The sequence below is a fragment of the Mesorhizobium sp. L-8-10 genome (genome assembly GCF_016756635.1).
Classification (GTDB): domain Bacteria; phylum Pseudomonadota; class Alphaproteobacteria; order Rhizobiales; family Rhizobiaceae.
The window spans coordinates 996,961-1,014,254 of the sequence record NZ_AP023263.1 but is presented as its reverse complement, the minus strand read 5'-3'; the positions used below and the strand labels follow the sequence as shown (position 1 = coordinate 1,014,254).

The 17,294-nt window shown below is 65.6% G+C and carries 17 protein-coding genes; 16 read left to right on the top strand and 1 reads right to left on the bottom strand.

Going from position 1 to position 17,294, the window contains the following annotated elements:
• Positions 1-24 precede the first annotated feature (24 nt).
• Positions 25-753 (bottom strand): FadR/GntR family transcriptional regulator, encoded by a 729-nt coding sequence (locus JN280_RS04590; RefSeq protein WP_202310322.1) that lies wholly within the window; start codon positions 751-753, stop codon positions 25-27.
• 110 nt (positions 754-863) lie between these two features.
• Between JN280_RS04590 and JN280_RS04585 the strand changes: the two genes are divergently transcribed.
• From JN280_RS04585 to JN280_RS04510, 16 genes are all read left to right on the top strand, one after another.
• Positions 864-2,399 (top strand): sugar ABC transporter ATP-binding protein, encoded by a 1,536-nt coding sequence (locus JN280_RS04585; protein ID WP_202310321.1) that lies wholly within the window; start codon positions 864-866, stop codon positions 2,397-2,399.
• 95 nt (positions 2,400-2,494) lie between these two features.
• On the top strand, positions 2,495-3,448 hold the full coding sequence (locus tag JN280_RS04580) for an ABC transporter permease (protein WP_202314535.1): 954 nt from the start codon (positions 2,495-2,497) through the stop codon (positions 3,446-3,448).
• Between the two features lie 50 nt (positions 3,449-3,498).
• Positions 3,499-4,431, top strand: coding sequence for a substrate-binding domain-containing protein (locus tag JN280_RS04575; protein ID WP_202310320.1), 933 nt, complete (start codon positions 3,499-3,501; stop codon positions 4,429-4,431).
• Between the two features lie 55 nt (positions 4,432-4,486).
• Positions 4,487-5,572: an alanine racemase gene (locus tag JN280_RS04570; protein WP_244742965.1), complete on the top strand. Its 1,086-nt coding sequence runs from the start codon at positions 4,487-4,489 to the stop codon at positions 5,570-5,572.
• Positions 5,573-5,629: 57 nt separating this feature from the next.
• Positions 5,630-6,460: a transporter substrate-binding domain-containing protein gene (locus JN280_RS04565; protein WP_202310318.1), complete on the top strand. Its 831-nt coding sequence runs from the start codon at positions 5,630-5,632 to the stop codon at positions 6,458-6,460.
• Positions 6,461-6,478: 18 nt separating this feature from the next.
• Positions 6,479-7,138 carry an amino acid ABC transporter permease gene (locus tag JN280_RS04560; protein ID WP_202310317.1) on the top strand — a complete coding sequence of 220 codons (660 nt, stop codon included), beginning with the start codon at positions 6,479-6,481 and terminating at the stop codon, positions 7,136-7,138.
• A 62-nt stretch (positions 7,139-7,200) separates the two neighbouring features.
• Complete coding sequence (locus tag JN280_RS04555) at positions 7,201-7,857, top strand: amino acid ABC transporter permease (protein WP_202310316.1); 657 nt, start codon at positions 7,201-7,203, stop codon at positions 7,855-7,857.
• Positions 7,858-8,004: 147 nt separating this feature from the next.
• A complete protein-coding gene (locus JN280_RS04550) occupies positions 8,005-8,217 on the top strand; it encodes a hypothetical protein (protein ID WP_202310315.1) in 213 nt (70 codons plus the stop codon).
• 12 nt (positions 8,218-8,229) lie between these two features.
• Complete coding sequence (kdpF, locus tag JN280_RS04545) at positions 8,230-8,319, top strand: K(+)-transporting ATPase subunit F (protein ID WP_202310314.1); 90 nt, start codon at positions 8,230-8,232, stop codon at positions 8,317-8,319.
• 31 nt (positions 8,320-8,350) lie between these two features.
• Positions 8,351-10,054: a potassium-transporting ATPase subunit KdpA gene (kdpA, locus tag JN280_RS04540; RefSeq protein ID WP_202310313.1), complete on the top strand. Its 1,704-nt coding sequence runs from the start codon at positions 8,351-8,353 to the stop codon at positions 10,052-10,054.
• A gap of 122 nt (positions 10,055-10,176) precedes the next feature.
• Positions 10,177-10,350, top strand: coding sequence for a hypothetical protein (locus tag JN280_RS04535; protein WP_202310312.1), 174 nt, complete (start codon positions 10,177-10,179; stop codon positions 10,348-10,350).
• A 28-nt stretch (positions 10,351-10,378) separates the two neighbouring features.
• Positions 10,379-12,448, top strand: coding sequence for a potassium-transporting ATPase subunit KdpB (kdpB, locus tag JN280_RS04530; RefSeq protein WP_202310311.1), 2,070 nt, complete (start codon positions 10,379-10,381; stop codon positions 12,446-12,448).
• 12 nt (positions 12,449-12,460) lie between these two features.
• The gene (gene kdpC, locus JN280_RS04525) at positions 12,461-13,027 is read left to right on the top strand and encodes a potassium-transporting ATPase subunit KdpC (RefSeq protein WP_202310310.1); all 567 of its coding nucleotides are present in this window, start codon (positions 12,461-12,463) and stop codon (positions 13,025-13,027) included.
• Between the two features lie 133 nt (positions 13,028-13,160).
• Entirely contained in the window at positions 13,161-15,869 is a 2,709-nt protein-coding gene (locus JN280_RS04520; protein ID WP_202310309.1) for a sensor histidine kinase, read from the top strand.
• A complete protein-coding gene (locus JN280_RS04515) occupies positions 15,866-16,558 on the top strand; it encodes a response regulator transcription factor (protein WP_202310308.1) in 693 nt (230 codons plus the stop codon). Before JN280_RS04520 ends, JN280_RS04515 begins: the two co-directional genes overlap by 4 nt.
• Positions 16,559-16,763: 205 nt before the next feature.
• Positions 16,764-17,231, top strand: coding sequence for a PTS sugar transporter subunit IIA (locus tag JN280_RS04510; RefSeq protein WP_202310307.1), 468 nt, complete (start codon positions 16,764-16,766; stop codon positions 17,229-17,231).
• Positions 17,232-17,294: the final 63 nt, after the last annotated feature.

Genomic DNA, 17,294 nt, shown 5'->3' with positions numbered 1-17,294 from the left:
TCCTCGCGGGAGAGGAGGAACGCCTCAATCGTTGTGGATATGGTCCTTCATATAGGCGACCGTGTCGCCGAGCAGTCGATGCATCGCGGCGCGCGCGCCTTCGGCATCGCCGGCCTTGATCGCCTCCATCACCTTGCGGTGCTGCGGCAGGAAGATGACGAAGGATTCGCGCGAGAAGCGGTGGCTGATGAACAGGCCGACACCGATCAGGTTGCCCATCTGCAGAAGCAGCGGGTTGTGTCCGGCGGCCAGGATGCCGCGGTGGAAGCGCAGATCCGCCTCGATGCCGGGGACGGTCGCCTGGCTCGCTTCGACCATCGCAGCGAACGCCGCCTCTATCTCCTCGAGATCCTCAGGCGTGGCCCTGACGGCCGCCAGGGCAGCCGCTTCGGGTTCGATCATCTTGCGGATCTCGAAAAGCTCGCCGAAGAATTGCACCGGCGGCATTGCGCTATAGCGCCAACTGAGGACCTCGCCGTCCAGCAGGTTCCAATGCACCGGCGGCAGGGCGCGGATGCCGGTCCGCGTCTTGGATTCGAGCAGGCCCTTGGCCGCCAGCGTCTTCACCGCCTCGCGGATGACCGAGCGGCTGACGCCGTATTCGCGTTCGAGATCGGCCTCCTTCGGGAAGGGCTCGTCGGGCCGGAGATCGCCGCGGACGATGCGGATGCCCAGTTCCTCGACCACCTGGGCAAACAGGTTGCGCTTGCGGCCGGAGCCGATCCGAAGCGAGGGGGCGGATTTGTCGTTCATACACTTGATTTCTAGGGCTGCTTGGCCTCGCTTGACAAGCGTCCATGATAATTTATCATATAAAAATATAATAGAATAATTTGGTGGCCGACAGACGATCGAGCGCTTCCATGACCGCAGCGGCATCCAAGCCAGGACCTGACGAACCCATCCTTGCGATGCGCGGCATCCTCAAGAGATTCCCCGGGGTCGTGGCGCTCCAGTACGTCGATCTCGACGTCCGCCGCGGGGAGGTGCTGGGGCTGATTGGCGAGAACGGCGCCGGCAAGTCGACGCTGATGAAGATCCTGTCCGGTGCCTATCAGGCCGATGCCGGCGAAATCGTCATGGGCGGCGAACGGATCGCGCGCCCGACGCCGCAGCGGATGCTGGAGCTCGGCATCTCGGTTATCTATCAGGAGATGATGCTGGCGCCCCATCTGACGGTCGCCGAGAATCTCTGCCTCGGACGTTTGCCGACGAACCGCTACGGCCTGGTCGACTGGACGGCAACCCGCCGCAACAGTCTGGAAACAATGGCCCGCCTCGGCTTCAACGTCGACCCCGACGCTCGCCTCGACAGCCTGAGCGTGGCGCAGCGCCAGATGGTGGAGATCGCCAGCGCGTTGTCGCGCCATGCGCGGCTGGTCATCCTCGACGAACCCTCGGCGGTGCTGGGCGGCGCCGAGCTCGACCGGCTGTTCGAGGTCATAAGGAAGCTCGCAAGGGAGGGTGTCGGCTTCGTCTATATTTCCCACCGGCTGCAGGAGGTGTTTCGCATCTGCGATCGCGTGACCGTGCTACGCGACGGCGCCGTCGTCGGCACGCATGCCGTAGCGGATGTGGACGCTGCGACGCTCATCCGCATGATGGTCGGGCGCCAGCTCGCCGATATCTATCCCTTGCGCGACCGCCGGCCCGGTCGCGAGGTGCTGAGCGTCCGAGGCCTGAACCGGCCGCGGGTCCTCCGTGGAATCGATCTCGATATCAGCTCGGGCGAGATCCTCGGCATTTGCGGCATGGCCGGCTCGGGTCGCACCGAGCTGCTGAGGGCGCTCGTCGGTGCCGATCCGGCGGTCTGCGCGTCCTGGCGCCTTGGCGATGGCGAACGCCGGCCGTCCGGGCCGCGTGAAGCGATCGCCAACGGCATGGTGCTCCTGCCCGAAGACCGCAAGACCGAGGGCTGCTTCCTGCCGCAGAGCGTCGCCTTCAACATCACCATCTCCCGGCTGGGCGCCCTGACGCGGAACGGGCTTCTGAGCGAGGACAGCGAACGCGACGCGGTGGCGGCTCTCATTCGTCGCCTCGGCATCCGCACGCCGGGACCGGCTGCCCGGATCCGCGATCTCAGCGGCGGCAACCAGCAGAAATGCCTGATCGCCCGCAGTCTCAACGCCGACTGCGCCATCCTGCTGATCGACGAGCCGACGCGCGGCGTCGATGTCGGCGCCAAACGCGAAATTTATCAGCTTCTGGCTGATCTGGCCGATGGGCATGGCGCGGCGATCGTCATCGTTTCCTCCGAACTGCCCGAGATTCTCGGCCTTTGCGACCGCATCGTCGTCATGCGCGACGGTCGGATCGCCGGCCGTTTCGATCGCGGCGCGGCGACCGAGGAGAGCCTGTTGGCCGCCGCGCTTGGCGCCGACGCGGCGCAGGCTGCTTGAGGGGCGAGGAATGCATCCGCAGCGAAAGTCACCGCACCATGGCTGAGAGCGAGCGACAGATGGCCGGCAATGCCTCCATGCCTCTCTTCGCCCTCATGCGCCGGCTGCGCGGCAGGACGGCGCTGCGCGCCTCCGGCCTGCTGTGGGTGCTGATCCTGATGTGTGTCGCGGCCGCGCTGATCTCGGACGCCTTCCTCAACCCGTTCAACCTCATCAACGTCGCCCGCCAGGTCGCCCTGTTCGGCATCGTCTCGGTCGGCATGACCTTCGTCATCCTGACGGCGGGCATCGATCTGTCGGTCGGCTCGATCATCGCGGTGAGCGCCGTCGTCTCGGCCCTGCTGCTCAATGTCGGGACGCCTGTGCCTCTCGTCATTCTGGCCGGTCTCGGCGTAGGGATCACGCTCGGGGCGATCAACGGCGCCGGTATCACGCTCGGCCGCCTTCCGCCCTTCATCATGACGCTCGGAATGATGGTCATGGGCCGCGGCCTCGCCATGACGATCTCGGACGGGCACCCCATCCATTTCCCCAACGCGTCCGCCGACTTCGCCTGGCTCGGCCAGGGTTATCTGCTGTGGCTGCCTGTGCCTGTGTGGATATTCGCAGCAGTCGCGACCTTGGCTTATGTCGTGCTGCGCTACACGCCCTTCGGCCGCAACGTCTACGCCGTGGGCAGCAACCCGGAAGCCGCGCGTCTCGCCGGCATCAATGTCCGGCTCGTCGTCTTCTCGGTCTATGTGATCAGCGGCCTGCTCTCGGCGCTCACGGCTCTCATTTTCGTGTCGCGGCTGACGGTCGGCGAGCCGGTCGCCGGCGTCGGCATCGAGCTCGAGGCGATCGCCGTCACCGTCATCGGCGGCACCAGCCTCTTCGGCGGCGAGGGCGGCGTTGTCGGCACCGTCATCGGCGCGGCGATTTTCGCCGTGCTCGCAAACATTCTCAATCTCGCCGGCGTGTCGCCCTTCACCCAGCAGATCGTCAAGGGCGCCATCATCGTGCTTGCGGTTCTGTTCGAGATGCACCGCCGCCGACGCGACAATGCGTGAATGCCGACAACGGCAAAACGGGAAGGAAACCCGGCAAACAGGAGGAAACGATGAAAGGAAAACTGGAGCTTCTGGCGGCATCGACGGTGGTGCTCGCCCTCGCTGGCATCGCCGGCGCCGAGGACAAGATCAAGATCGGCTTCAGCCAGGGCACGATGGAAAGCTCCTGGCGCGTCAACATGGTCGAGGGCAACAAGAACTACGCCGCGGCCAATCTTCCCGACGTCGAGCTGATCGTCACCAATGGCGAGAACCAGGCGTCCAAGCAGGTCTCCGACGTCGAGAGCCTCATCGCCCAGGGGGTGAAGACCCTGATCATCAGCCCGGTTACCGCCGAAGCGCTGACGCCGGTCGTCAAGCAGGCGATGGACGCCGGCATCCCCGTGGTGACGCTCGACCGGAAGGTCAACACCGACGTCACCCTCCACATCGGCGCCGACAATGTGCTGATCGGCAAGACGGCCGGCGAGTTCGTCTGCAAGACGCTCGACGGCAAGGGCAATGTGATCGAGATCCAGGGTACCGCGGGCGCCTCTGCGACCGTCGACCGGCACGATGCATTCCACGAGGTGCTCGCCGAGCAATGCCCTGATGTGAAGGTGGTCGCCGACCAGGTCGCGAACTATGTGCGCGAACCGGCGATCAAGTTCATGGAGGACATGCTGCAGCGCTACAAGCCGGGCGAGATCCAGCTGGTCTATGCTCACAATGACGACATGGCGCTCGGCGCGGTGACCGCGCTCGAAGCGGCGGGCCGGCTGGGCGAGGTCAAGGTCGTCGGCATAGACGGCGAGAATGCCGCCTACGACGCAATCAAGGCCGGCAAGATGGTGGCCACCTTCACCTATCATTTCGTCGCCCCGGAGGGCGTGCAGTACGGATACAAGATCGCCAGGGGCGAAAAGCTCGACAAGGAGATCATCCTGCCGACGCATCAGGTCGACGCGACCAATGTCGACGAATGGATCGGCAAGGGCTTTTAGCTGGCAAAAGAATACCAGCGAAGGAACGTCAACGGCACTTGAAGCGGGGATGGCCATGCACGAGACGACAGACCGGAAACGGATCGCTGCGGCCGATCTCGACACGCCCGTCGTGACGGTCCTGCTCGACCGGCTGGAGCGCAACATAGCGCGCGTCCAGGACATCGTCGCGCGAACCGGCAAGCGCAACCGGCCGCATGTCAAGACCCACAAGATCCCGGCGATCGGCGCCATGCAGGTCGCCGCGGGTGCGGTAGGCCTGACCTGTCAGAAACTCGGAGAGGCCGAGGTCTTCATCGACGCCGGCGTCGCCGACGATCTGCTCGTCACCTTCAACATCGTCGGCTCCGCAAAGGCGGGACGGCTGATGGACCTGTCGGAGCGTATCGGGCGTCTGGCCGTCGTCGCCGACAACGAGACGGTGCTCCACGGCCTTTCGGAGGCGGCGCGCGGCCGTGGCCGCATCGTCCCGGTGCTGGTCGAATGCGATTCCGGATTCGGGCGCAACGGCGTCCAGACGCCGCGCGCCGCGCTCGATCTGGCGCGCCTGGCCGACCGGCTTCCCGGCCTCGCCTTCGAGGGTCTGATGGTTTTCCCGAACACCGCGCCGCGTACGCTCGAATTCTTCTCCGAGGCCGTCTCCCTGTTCCGGGCTTTGGGCGTGCCGCTCCCCACGCTCTCGGGGGGTGGCACGCCGTCCCTCAACGCGCTGTCCGACTATCCGATGATGACGGAGCACCGCGCCGGCACCTATGTCTACAACGACGTGATGATGGTTCATTCCGGCGTCGCCGGCTGGAACGACTGTGCCATGCATGTGCGCACAACCGTGGTCAGTCGGCCGACGGCGGATCGCGCCGTCATCGATGCCGGCTCCAAGGTGCTGACCCGGGAGCAATATTATGTCCGCGACTTCGGGCACGTCGTGGAATATCCCGACGCGACCGTCGTCAATCTCTCCGAGGAACACGGTGTGATCGATCTTTCGGCGTGCCGTGACAGGCCGAGGGTCGGCGATGTCGTCAACATCGTGCCCAACCATTGCTGCGTCGTTTCCAACATGGTCGACGAGGTCGTTGGCCTGCGCGACGGGATGGTCGAGCTGGTCTGGCCTGTGGCGGCGCGAGGCAAGGTGCGCTGAGGCGTCTGGCCATCGGGGCCGATCCGATGTCCGGGTAAACTGACACGGGAGGAAGACATGGACAGGCGAACTGCATTTTTGATCTTCTGCCTCGGCGGCCTCGCCGCCGCGACCCCGGCCGCGGCCGACAAGCTTGCCGACGTGCTGGCGCGCGGCAGGTTGGTCGTCGGAACCGGCAGCACGAACCCGCCCTGGCATTTCCGCGACGATGCCGGCAACCTTGCAGGTTTCGACGTCGACATTGCCAGGATCGTCGCCAAAGGCCTGTTCGACGATCCCGAAAAGATCGAGTTCGTCATCCAGGCCTCGGATGCCCGGGTGCCGAACGTCGTCACCGACAAGGTCGACATCACCTGCCAGTTCATGACCGTGACGGCTGGCCGCGCCCAGCTCGTCAACTTCACCATCCCCTACTACCGCGAAGGCGTCGGCCTGCTGCTCGCCAGGGACGGGAAATTCAAGTCGCATGCCGAGCTGAAGGCGGCCGGCGATGCGGTCACCGTGTCCGTGCTGCAGAATGTCTATGCGGAGGAGATGGTGCATCAGGCGCTGCCCGAAGCGAAGGTCGACCAGTATGACAGCGTCGATCTCATGTATCAGGCGCTCAATTCCGGCCGGGCGGACGCGGCGGCCACCGATGCCTCGTCGCTGAAATGGTTTATGACGCAGAACCCGGAAAAATACCTGGACAGCGGCTATGGCTGGAACCCGCAGACTTACGCCTGCGCGGTGAAGCGGGGCGAGGCCGACTGGCTGAACTTCGTCAACACGGCGCTGCACGAGGCGATGACGGGGGTGGAGTTCGCGACTTACAGCGCGTCCTTCAGGAAGTGGTTCGGCGAGGCTCCTCCCGCGCCGACGATCGGCTTCCCCGCCGAGTTGCGCTGAGGCCGATCAGCGGGCGCCATGACCTACACGCTCAATTTCGGCGTGGTCTGGGCCAATGCCGGGGAACTGCTGGGGGGATTGGCCCTTGGTCTGGCGCTCGCTCTCTCCTCGATCGCCATCGGAGCGGTCATCGGGCTGTTCGGCGCCTTCGCCGCCTTCAGCCGTTCTGCCGCGCTTCGCCATGGCGTCGCGGCCTATGTCGCGCTGATCCGCAACACGCCGTTGCTGGTCATCGTGCTCATCGCCTATTTCGCGCTGCCCGATCTCGGCCTGCGTTTTGGCAAGATCGAGAGCTTCGTCGCCTCGCTTGCGCTCTATGCCGGCGCCTATTTGACGGAAGTGTTTCGGGCGAGCCTCGCCGGCATTCCGTCCGGCCTGATCGATGCCGGCCTTGCGATCGGGCTGACACGGTTCCAGGTGGCGCGGCTGGTACGCTTCCCGATCATGCTGCGCAACGCTTTGCCCGCGCTCGGTTCGACCTTCATCGCGCTGTTCAAGGACACGTCCATCGCGGCGGCGATCGCCGTGCCCGAGCTAACCTTCCAGGCGCGGCGCATCAATGTCGACACGTTTCGGGTCGTCGAGGCCTGGATGGCTGCGAGCGTGCTCTACGTCGCGACCTCGCTTGTCATCGCCGCCGGGCTGCGCCGCCTGGAGCGTCGTTTCCCGAAGTTTTGAGAGGCCTGGCGCACCATGAGCCCCGAGCGAGGCAGCCAGAGGATTTCGGGAGGATATCTTCCATGATCGGATTCCTGTCCGAGCTCTGGAACGTCCGCGCCCAGCTGGGCGAAGGCCTGATGACGACGGTGGAAGTGTCGGCCTCCGCAATCCTTTTCGGGTCGGCAATCGGATTGTTTGCCGGCATCGGACTGGTTTTCGGAAGCCGGGCCTTGCGATGGCCGCTGCGCGCCTATGTCGATCTCGTGCGTGGCACGCCCGTCCTGGTGCTGATCCTCGCGAGTTTCTACATCCTGGCTGCTTTCGGGATCCAGTTCACCGCGACGGGATCCGGCATCTTTTCCCTGTCGATCTTCTGCGGCGCGCATCTCGCGGAGATCTTTCGCGGGGCGCTGCAGGCGATTCCGCCGACCCAGATCGAGGCGGGGAAAAGCATGGGACTGCGCTTCCGGCACGTCCTCCTGCTCATCCTCCTGCCGCAGGCGCTTCGCCAGGTCGCCCCCGTCTGGGTCAACACGTCGGTCGAGATCGTCAAAGCCTCGACACTGCTGTCGATCATCGGGGTCGGCGAGTTGCTGCTCAAGACCCAGGAGGTGATCGGCCGCACCTTCATGACGCTCGACTTCTATCTCTTCGCCGGCCTCGTCTACTTCACTGTCAACTTCGCCATCGAGCGGCTCGGCAGGGCCGCGGAGCGCCGGCTTCGGCCGGGAGCGTGAGCGTCCGGCCCGCCCTCAGGTACGTCAGAAGCCATATCTTGCTGATTTGCGAACCTTGCGTGGCCGGCGCTTGTGCGAGGAGCCCAAGGGCCCCGGCGCCATTATGGAATTCCTATATCTTTCCGCCCGGCGCTCTCTCGATCCCTTATGGCGACCGGGCACATATTCACCTCGACAACCGAAGCAGATCATCGCGGCCGATCAAGGCCGGTGCGGGCGCTCGCGCATGCCGGGATCGAGGTCTCGGTGTCGTGGGGTAAACAGAAGGACATCTCGGCGATGGACATCGTTGTGCTGGCAATCGGCATGATCTTTTTCGGCCTTTGCTTCATCTACCTAAAAGCCTGCGACAGTCTCTGAAAGGACGCGCCTATGCTTCTCGATTATGTGATCGGCGGGGGCGTGACCTTGTTCCTGCTCGCCTATCTCACCTACGCGCTCGTTCGCCCCGAACGTTTCTGATCGCGACGGCACGGTTCGAAAGTCCGACCTCATGACCCTTTTCGGCTGGATCCAGATCCTCGTCTTCTGCGGGATCGTCATTCTGCTCGTGAAGCCGCTCGGCGGCTACATGACGCGCGTCTTCAGCGGCGAGCGCACCTTCCTTTCACCGATCCTCGGTCCGGTGGAACGGGGCCTCTACCGCCTTGCCGGCACCAACGATCGCGAGGAGCAGCATTGGACGACCTATGCGGTCGGCATGCTGCTCTTCAACCTTGCCGGTTTCCTCCTGCTCTATGCCCTGCAACGCCTGCAGGGCGGCTTGCCGTTCAATCCGGCCGGCATGGCAGCCGTGCCGTCCGAGCTTTCGTTCAACACCGCCGCCAGCTTCATGACCAACACCAACTGGCAGAACTACGGCGGCGAAAGCACGATGTCCTATCTCGTGCAGATGGCCGGGCTGACGGTGCAGAACTTCGTCTCGGCGGCGACCGGCATCGCCATCGCCATCGCCCTGATCCGCGGCTTCGCGCGTGCCTCCGGCCGCTCGATCGGCAATTTCTGGGCCGACCTGACGAGGGCAACGCTCTATGTGCTCCTGCCGCTCTGCATCGTGCTGTCGCTTGTTTATGTCGCGCTCGGCGTGCCGCAGACGATCGGCGGCTATGTCCAGGCGACCACGCTGGAGGGCGCCCGGCAGACCATCGCCGTCGGTCCGGTTGCCTCGCAGCTTGCCATCAAGATGCTCGGCACCAATGGCGGCGGCTTCTTCAACGCCAACTCGTCGCATCCCTTCGAGAACCCCGGCGCGATCTCAAACCTGATCCAGATGGTCTCGATCTTCGCCATCGGCGCCGGCCTGACCAATGTCTTCGGCCGCATGGTCGACGACCAGCGCCAGGGCTGGGCGATCTTCGCCGCCATGGGCGTGCTGTTCCTGGCCGGCGTCGCCGTCTGCTACTGGGCCGAAGCCGCCGGCAATCCGCTTGTCCATGCGCTGGGCATCGAGGGCGGCAATATGGAAGGCAAGGAGGTGCGCTTCGGCGTTGCGCTGTCGGCCTTGTTCGCCGTGATAACGACTGCTGCCTCCTGCGGCGCGGTGAATGCCATGCACGGTTCCTTCACCGCGCTCGGCGGCTTGATCCCGCTGATCAATATGGAACTCGGAGAAGTCATCGTCGGCGGCGTCGGGGCAGGCTTCTACGGCATCCTGCTGTTCGTGGTCATCGCGATCTTCGTCGCCGGGCTGATGGTCGGCCGGACGCCCGAATATATCGGCAAGAAGATCGAGGCCAAGGAGGTCAAGATGGCCATGCTCGCCATCCTCTGCCTGCCGGCGGCCATGCTGATCTTCACCGCGATCGCGGTGCTGCTGCCGACCGGCGTCGCCTCGATCGGTACGCCCGGCCCGCACGGCTTCTCCGAGATCCTCTATGCCTATACCTCGGGCGCGGCCAACAACGGCTCGGCCTTCGCCGGCCTCAGCGGCAACACGCCCTGGTACAACGTCACCATCGGGCTCGCGATGCTGACGGGTCGCTTCCTCGTCATCATCCCGGCGCTCGCCATCGCCGGCTCGCTCGTGGCGAAGAAGATCCATCCTGCCTCGGCCGGCACCTTCCCGACCCATGGGCCGCTCTTCGTCGGCCTCTTGGTGGGCGTCATCCTGATCGTCGGCGGCCTGACCTTCTTTCCCGCTCTGGCGGTGGGCCCGATCGTCGAGCATTTCGCCATGCAACTCGGGCAGACCTTCTGATGTCTGCGGTCGATAGATCGACCGCTGGAGCGCGCGACTGCGCGGCCCACGCCCGTTGGCGCGAAAGCCAAGCGGCCCGGATGGGCCGCGCCGGCGACTGAGGTCAAAGCAAGAGGTGCGCCATGTCCGGCCCGATCAACATCCTGCGCAAGCACATCCATCCCCGCGCCGAATGGTCGGCGTGGGAGCCCAGGAAACCCGTCCGCGCCTCCGACGTCATCGTCGGGCTGATGCTCGTGATGGCCTGCGTCGTGCTTGTCGCCTCCGCGCTCACCCGGCTTTTCGCAGCAGTCTGAGCGCCGTCGCGAATTCCGGAGTCTCGTCATGAGCCAACCCAGATCCGCCAGCATCCTCGATGCCGGCATACTCGTCCCCGCGATCGGCGGCGCTTTCCGCAAGCTCGATCCGCGCAGCCTCGCCCGCAACCCTGTCACGTTCGTGGTGGCCGTCGTGTCGCTGCTCACATCAGTGCTCTTCCTGCGCGATGTCGTCACCGGCGCCGGAAGCCTCGGCTTCTCGTTCCAGATCATACTCTGGCTCTGGTTCACTGTGCTGTTCGCCAATTTCGCCGAGGCCGTCGCCGAAGGCCGCGGCAAGGCGCAGGCCGATTCGCTGCGCAAGGCGCGTACCGAGACGCAGGCCAAGCTGCTATCGGGCGACGATCGCACGAAGTTCAAGCTGGTCCCCGGCACCAGCCTCAAGGTCGGCGACCTCGTGATCGTCGAGGCGGGCGACATCATCCCGTCCGACGGCGAGGTGATCGAAGGGGTGGCCTCGGTCAACGAAGCCGCGATCACGGGCGAATCGGCACCCGTCATCCGCGAATCGGGCGGCGACCGTTCGGCCGTGACCGGCGGCACCCAGGTGCTGTCCGACTGGATCCGCGTGCGCATCACCGCAGCCTCCGGCTCGACCTTCCTCGACCGGATGATCTCGCTGGTCGAGGGTGCGGAGCGCCAGAAGACGCCCAACGAAATCGCGCTCAACATCCTGCTCGCCGGTATGACGCTGATCTTCGTGCTGGCGGTGGCGACGATCCCGAGCTTTGCTTCGTACGCAGGCGGCTCGATCCCGCTCATCGTGCTGGTCGCGCTGTTCGTGACGCTGATCCCGACCACGATCGGAGCGCTGCTGTCGGCCATCGGCATCGCCGGCATGGACCGCCTGGTGCGGTTCAACGTGCTGGCCATGTCGGGCCGCGCCGTCGAGGCCGCCGGCGACGTCGACACGCTGCTTCTCGACAAGACAGGCACGATCACGCTCGGCAACCGCCAGGCGACCGCGTTCCGTCCGGTCAAGGGCGTCACCGAGCAGGAGCTGGCGGACGCGGCCCAGCTCGCCTCGCTTGCCGACGAGACCCCGGAGGGCCGCTCCGTTGTCGTGCTCGCCAAGGAGAAATACGGCATCCGGGCCCGCGACATGGGCACGCTTCACGCGACCTTCGTGCCCTTTACCGCGCAGAGCCGCATGAGCGGCGTCGATTTCGACGGATCGTCGATCCGCAAGGGCGCCGTCGATGCGGTGCTGGCCTATGTCGGTGCAGCGACGGCGTCGCCGGCCGCACGCCCGGGCGGCGAGGTGATCCGCGACATCCAGGCGATCGCGGACGAGATCGCCAAGGCCGGCGGCACGCCGCTCGCCGTGGTGCGGGACGGCCGCCTGCTCGGCGTCGTCCATCTCAAGGACATCGTCAAGGGCGGCATCCGGGAGCGTTTCGCCGAGCTCCGGCGCATGGGCATCCGCACCGTCATGATCACCGGCGACAATCCGATGACTGCCGCGGCAATCGCGGCCGAGGCCGGCGTCGACGACTTCCTCGCCCAGGCCACGCCCGAGAACAAGCTGTCGCTGATCCGTGAAGAACAGGGCAAAGGCAAGCTGGTCGCCATGTGCGGCGACGGCACCAATGACGCGCCGGCGCTTGCCCAGGCCGATGTCGGCGTCGCCATGAACACCGGTACGGTCGCCGCACGCGAGGCCGGCAATATGGTCGATCTCGACAGCGACCCGACCAAGCTGATCGAGATCGTCGAGATCGGCAAGCAGCTCCTCATGACGCGCGGGGCCCTCACCACCTTCTCGATCGCCAACGACATCGCCAAATATTTCGCCATCATCCCGGCGATGTTCCTCGCCTTCTATCCGCAGCTCGGCGCGTTGAATATCATGGGGCTCACCACCCCACAGAGCGCCATCCTGTCGGCGATCATCTTCAACGCCCTCATCATCGTGGCGCTCATCCCGCTGTCGCTGAAAGGCGTCAAATACCGGGCGGTCGGCGCCGGCGCGCTGCTATCCCGCAACCTGCTGATCTACGGCCTCGGCGGCATCATCGTGCCCTTCATCGGCATCAAGGCGATCGATATCGCCGTCACGGCCCTCGGCCTCGCATAAGGAACGCCCCCCATGCTGAAACAATTGCGACCCGCGATCGTCATGATCGTCGCGCTCACCGTCATCACCGGGCTCGCCTATCCGCTGGGGATGAGCGGACTCGCCCAGGCGCTGTTTCCGCGCCAGGCCAATGGCAGCCTGGTCGAGAAGGACGGCAAGGTCGTCGGATCCGGGTTGATCGGCCAGGCCTTTACGGGAGAGGGCTATTTCCACGGCCGGCCCTCGGCCGCGGGCGACGGCTACGATGCGGCGGCCTCGAGCGGCTCCAACCTTGGCCCGACCAGCGCGGAACTGATCGAGCGTATCAAGGCGGAAGCCGAGGCCCTGAAGGTGTCCAATCCGAATACGCCGGTGCCGATGGAGCTGGTCACCACCTCGGGCAGCGGCCTCGATCCGCACATCTCGCCGGAAGCAGCCTATTTCCAGGCGCCGCGCGTGGCCAAAGCGCGCAGCATGGACGAGGCTGCCGTGCGGCAGCTCGTCGATGCCGGCATCGAGGGTCGCAAGCTCGGCTTCATGGGCGAGCCTGTGGTCAACGTTCTGGCGCTCAACATGGCGCTCGACGCCGCCCGGCCCTGACAGGTCGATGCCGTGGGTCTAGATTGACTGGAGTCGATTGATACGCCTCCGATTCTGAGCAGTAACTTGAGATAATTCGGATCATGGTGGAAGCGCCCCTCATCCTGCCTCGCTCCAGGACGGATCTGCTCTGATGCCGGACGATAACCGCGATGCCGACAACAGACCGTCGCCGGACGCGCTCCTGGAGAAGGCTGAGCGCGAAAATCGTGGGCGTCTGAAGATCTTCCTCGGCGCCGCGCCCGGCGTCGGCAAGACCTATGAAATGCTGATATCGGGCCGCGCAGCGAAGGCCGATGGTCGCGACGTGGTCATCGGCGTCGTGGAAACCCACGGCCGCAAGGAGACCGAAGTCCTGGTCGAGGGTTTCGAGGTCATCCCCCGCAAGACCGTCGACTACAAGGGTCGTCGGCTCCAGGAGATGGACATCGACGCCATCGTCGAGCGCTGCCCGTCCCTGGTGCTGGTCGATGAACTCGCCCACACCAACGCGCCGGGCAGCCGCCATCCCAAGCGCTATCTCGACGTGCTCGAGATCCTCGGTCAGGGGATCGACGTCTACTCGACGATGAACATCCAGCATGTCGAGAGCCTGAACGACGTCGTCGCCCAGATCACCCGCATCCGCGTCCGCGAGACCGTTCCCGATTCCGTTATCGACCGGGCCGACGACGTCGAGATCATCGATCTGACGCCGGACGATCTGATCAAGCGGCTTCATGAAGGCAAGGTTTACGTCCCCGACACCGCCAGGCGCGCGGTCGAAAGTTACTTCTCGCCGGGCAATCTGACGGCGTTGCGCGAGCTCGCGCTGCGCCGCACCGCCCAGCGCGTCGATGAGCAGCTCCTGAGCCACATGCAGGCCCACGCCATTCCGGGCCCGTGGGCGGCCGGGGACCGGGTGCTCGTCGCCGTCGACGAACATCCGCGCGGCGCATCGCTGGTGCGCTATGCCCGCCGCCAGGCCGATCGGCTGCGCGCGCCCTGGGCCGCTCTTCATGTCGAGACGTCGCGTTCGGCCACAATGTCCGAAGCCGACAAGGACCGCCTCGCCGTGACCTTGCGGCTGGCCGAGCAACTGGGCGGCGAGGCCGTCACCGTGCCCGGCCAGGACGTAGCGAACGAGATCGTGCGGCATGCGACGACGCACAACTTCAGCCATATCGTCATCAGTAAGCCGGCCAAGCGGCGTTGGCGCGAGTTCTTCGGCGGATCCGTCACGCATGATCTGATCCGCCAGGCCGGCAACCTCAGCATCCATGTGACGTCGGGTACCGAGCAGGACAGTGTCCCAGCGGCGCGTGGCGTGAGCTCTGCCGCGCAGCCGCTGCAGTTCGAGCTCTGGCCCTATGTGCTCAGCCTCGCCTTCGTGGTCGCCGCGCTCGGCGTCGGTGTCGGCATGGACCAGTTCCTCGACGTCCGCAACATCGCCCTCGTCTTCCTGATGGCGGTGCTCACCGTAGCGGTGACTCTCGGACTGTGGCCCGCTTTGTTCGCGTCGCTGGTGAGTTCGCTCGCCTTCAACTTCTTCTTCCTCACGCCGCGCTACACCTTCACCATAAGCGACCCGGAGAGCGTCATCGCGCTCGGCTTTTTCCTGGTTGTGGCGGTGATCGCAAGCAACCTCACGGCCCGCGTCCAGCGCCAGGCGGCTGCCGCCCGGCGACGCGCCCGGGCCACCGAGGATCTCTATCTGTTCAGCCGCAAGCTCGCCGGTGCCGGCACGCTCGACGACGTGTTGTGGGCGACGGTGTTCCAGATCGCCTCGATGCTGAAGCTGCGTGTCGTGGTGTTGATGCCTGAGGATGGCACCATCGCGGTACGGGCCGGATATCCGCCCGATGACACGCTGGTCGATGCCGACATCGCTGCGGCGCGCTGGGCCTGGGAGCACAATCGGCCGGCCGGGCGCGGTGCGGACACGCTGCCTGGCGCGAAGCGGCTCTATCTGCCTCTGCGCACCGGCCGCGAGGCTGTCGGCGTCATCGGCCTCGACGACGACCGGCAGGGACCGCTTCTGACGCCCGAGCAGCAGCGCCTGTTCGACGCGCTCGCCGACCAGGCGGCGATCGCCATCGAGCGCATCCAGCTCGTTGCCGACGTCGACCGGGCCAAGCTCGCGGCGGAAGCCGACCGCCTGCGCTCGGCGCTGCTGACCTCCATATCGCACGACCTGAAGACGCCGCTCGCGGCGATCATGGGGGCGGCGGGCACGCTGCGCGATTTCGGCGCGTCGCTGCCCGACGGCGGCCGTTCGGAGCTCCTGACCACGGTGATTGACGAATCCGAACGGCTCAACCGCTTCATCTCCAACCTGCTCGATATGACCAGGATCGAATCCGGCGCGATGGAGCCGAACTTCGCCTGGCACTATGTCGGCGATATCGTCGGCTCCGCGCTGCGCCGCGCCGCCAAGGTGACGGCCGATCATCGGACGGAGGTGGAACTGCCGCCCGACCTGCCGATGCTGAAGGTCGACCCCGTGCTGTTCGAGCAGGCGCTGTTCAACCTGCTCGACAATGCCGCCAAATATTCCCCTCCCGACACCGTCATCCTTATCCGGGGCTGGAGCGACAATGGCTGGGTCGCGGTGCAGGTCATGGACGAGGGGCCTGGCATTCCGGCGGCGGATCTCGAGCGGATCTTCGACACCTTCTACCGGGCGCGCAAGGGCGACCGGGTGCGCGCCGGGACCGGTCTCGGCCTGTCCATCTGCCGGGGCTTCGTCGAAGCGATGGGCGGGACGATCGAGGCCGGCAACCGGACCGACCGCCCCGGCGCCGTATTCACGATTCGCATGACGGCCGCTGCCGAGGCCCCCGAGGTGGAGCAGGCGACATGACCGCATCCGGTGTGAAGATACTCGTCGTCGACGACGAGCCGCCGATCCGCAAGCTCCTGCGCGTCGGGCTCGGCACGCAGGACTACACGGTCGTCGAGGCAAGTAATGCCCGTACCGCGGTAGAGCAGGTCAAGGACGAGCGGCCCGACCTGATCCTGCTCGATCTCGGCCTGCCCGATATGGCCGGCCACGATCTTCTCAGGCAGTGGCGCGACGAGGGGCTGGACCTGCCCGTCGTCATCCTGTCCAGCCGCACCGACGAGGCCGGCATCGTCCAGGCGCTGGAACTCGGCGCCGACGACTACGTCACGAAACCCTTCGGCATGAACGAGCTGGTGGCGCGCATCCGGGTGGCCTTGCGTCATCGCCTGCAGCAGCAGGGGGAAAAGCCGGTGTTCCACAGCGGGGAATTGTCGGTCGACCTGGTGAAGCGCATCGTCAAGGTGGGCGACCGCGAGGTGAAGCTGTCGCCCAAGGAATACGACATCCTGCGCATCCTGGTGCAGCATGCCGGCAAGGTGCTGACGCATCGGTTCCTGCTGGACAGGATCTGGGGCGGGTCGACCGACGTTCAATATCTGAGGGTCTATGTGCGCCAGCTTCGCCACAAGATCGAGCGGACGCCGGATCAGCCGCACTACATCACCACCGAGACCGGCGTCGGCTATCGCCTGCGCGAGGCGGACTGAAGCATGTCTCCCGAAAGTGTGTAACGGTTTCGGGGAAAAGACATGCGCCAAATCAAGAACCTGCAGCGTGTCGCGCGAATCCTTTTTCACGCGACGCTCTGTAAGGCAATTCCGGCAGGGGCGCGCAGCGTCCTGCGTCCGGAATTGCGCATCGGAACATTCGGCGTGGGACCGACGCCGGCCGAAAGATCAGGAGAGCAGGGTCATGCAGCTATCGGAATTCCTCCAGCCGGGAGACGTCGTCGTCGATCTCGCCGCGCCGTCGAAGCTGAAGGTGCTGGAGTTTCTGGCGAAGCGCGCCGGGGAGACGCTCGGCCTGGCCGTGCATGAGATCCTCGACCCTCTTCATGCCCGCGAAAAACTGGGCTCGACGGGCATCGGCGAGGGCGTCGCCATCCCGCACACCGAGGTTGCGGGCCTTGCCCGGCCCTTCGGCATGTTCGTAAGGCTGGCGCGGCCGATCGACTTCGATGCGATCGACGATATCCCGGTCGACCTCGTCTTCCTGCTGCTCGTCCCCGCAGACGGCGGCAAGGATCATCTCAATCTGCTCGCGGCCGTGGCGCGGCAGCTCCGTTCGCCTGAGGTGTTGAAGAAGCTCCGGCAGGCCGGCAGCGCTGAGGCGTGTTGGGCCGTCGTGACCTCCGGCGAGGTGCTCCGGGGCGATGGCTGACTTCGGCCGCCCGCCGCTGGTCTTCCATAGCGCAGCATGAGCTCCCCCCGGGCAGCCCGTCGT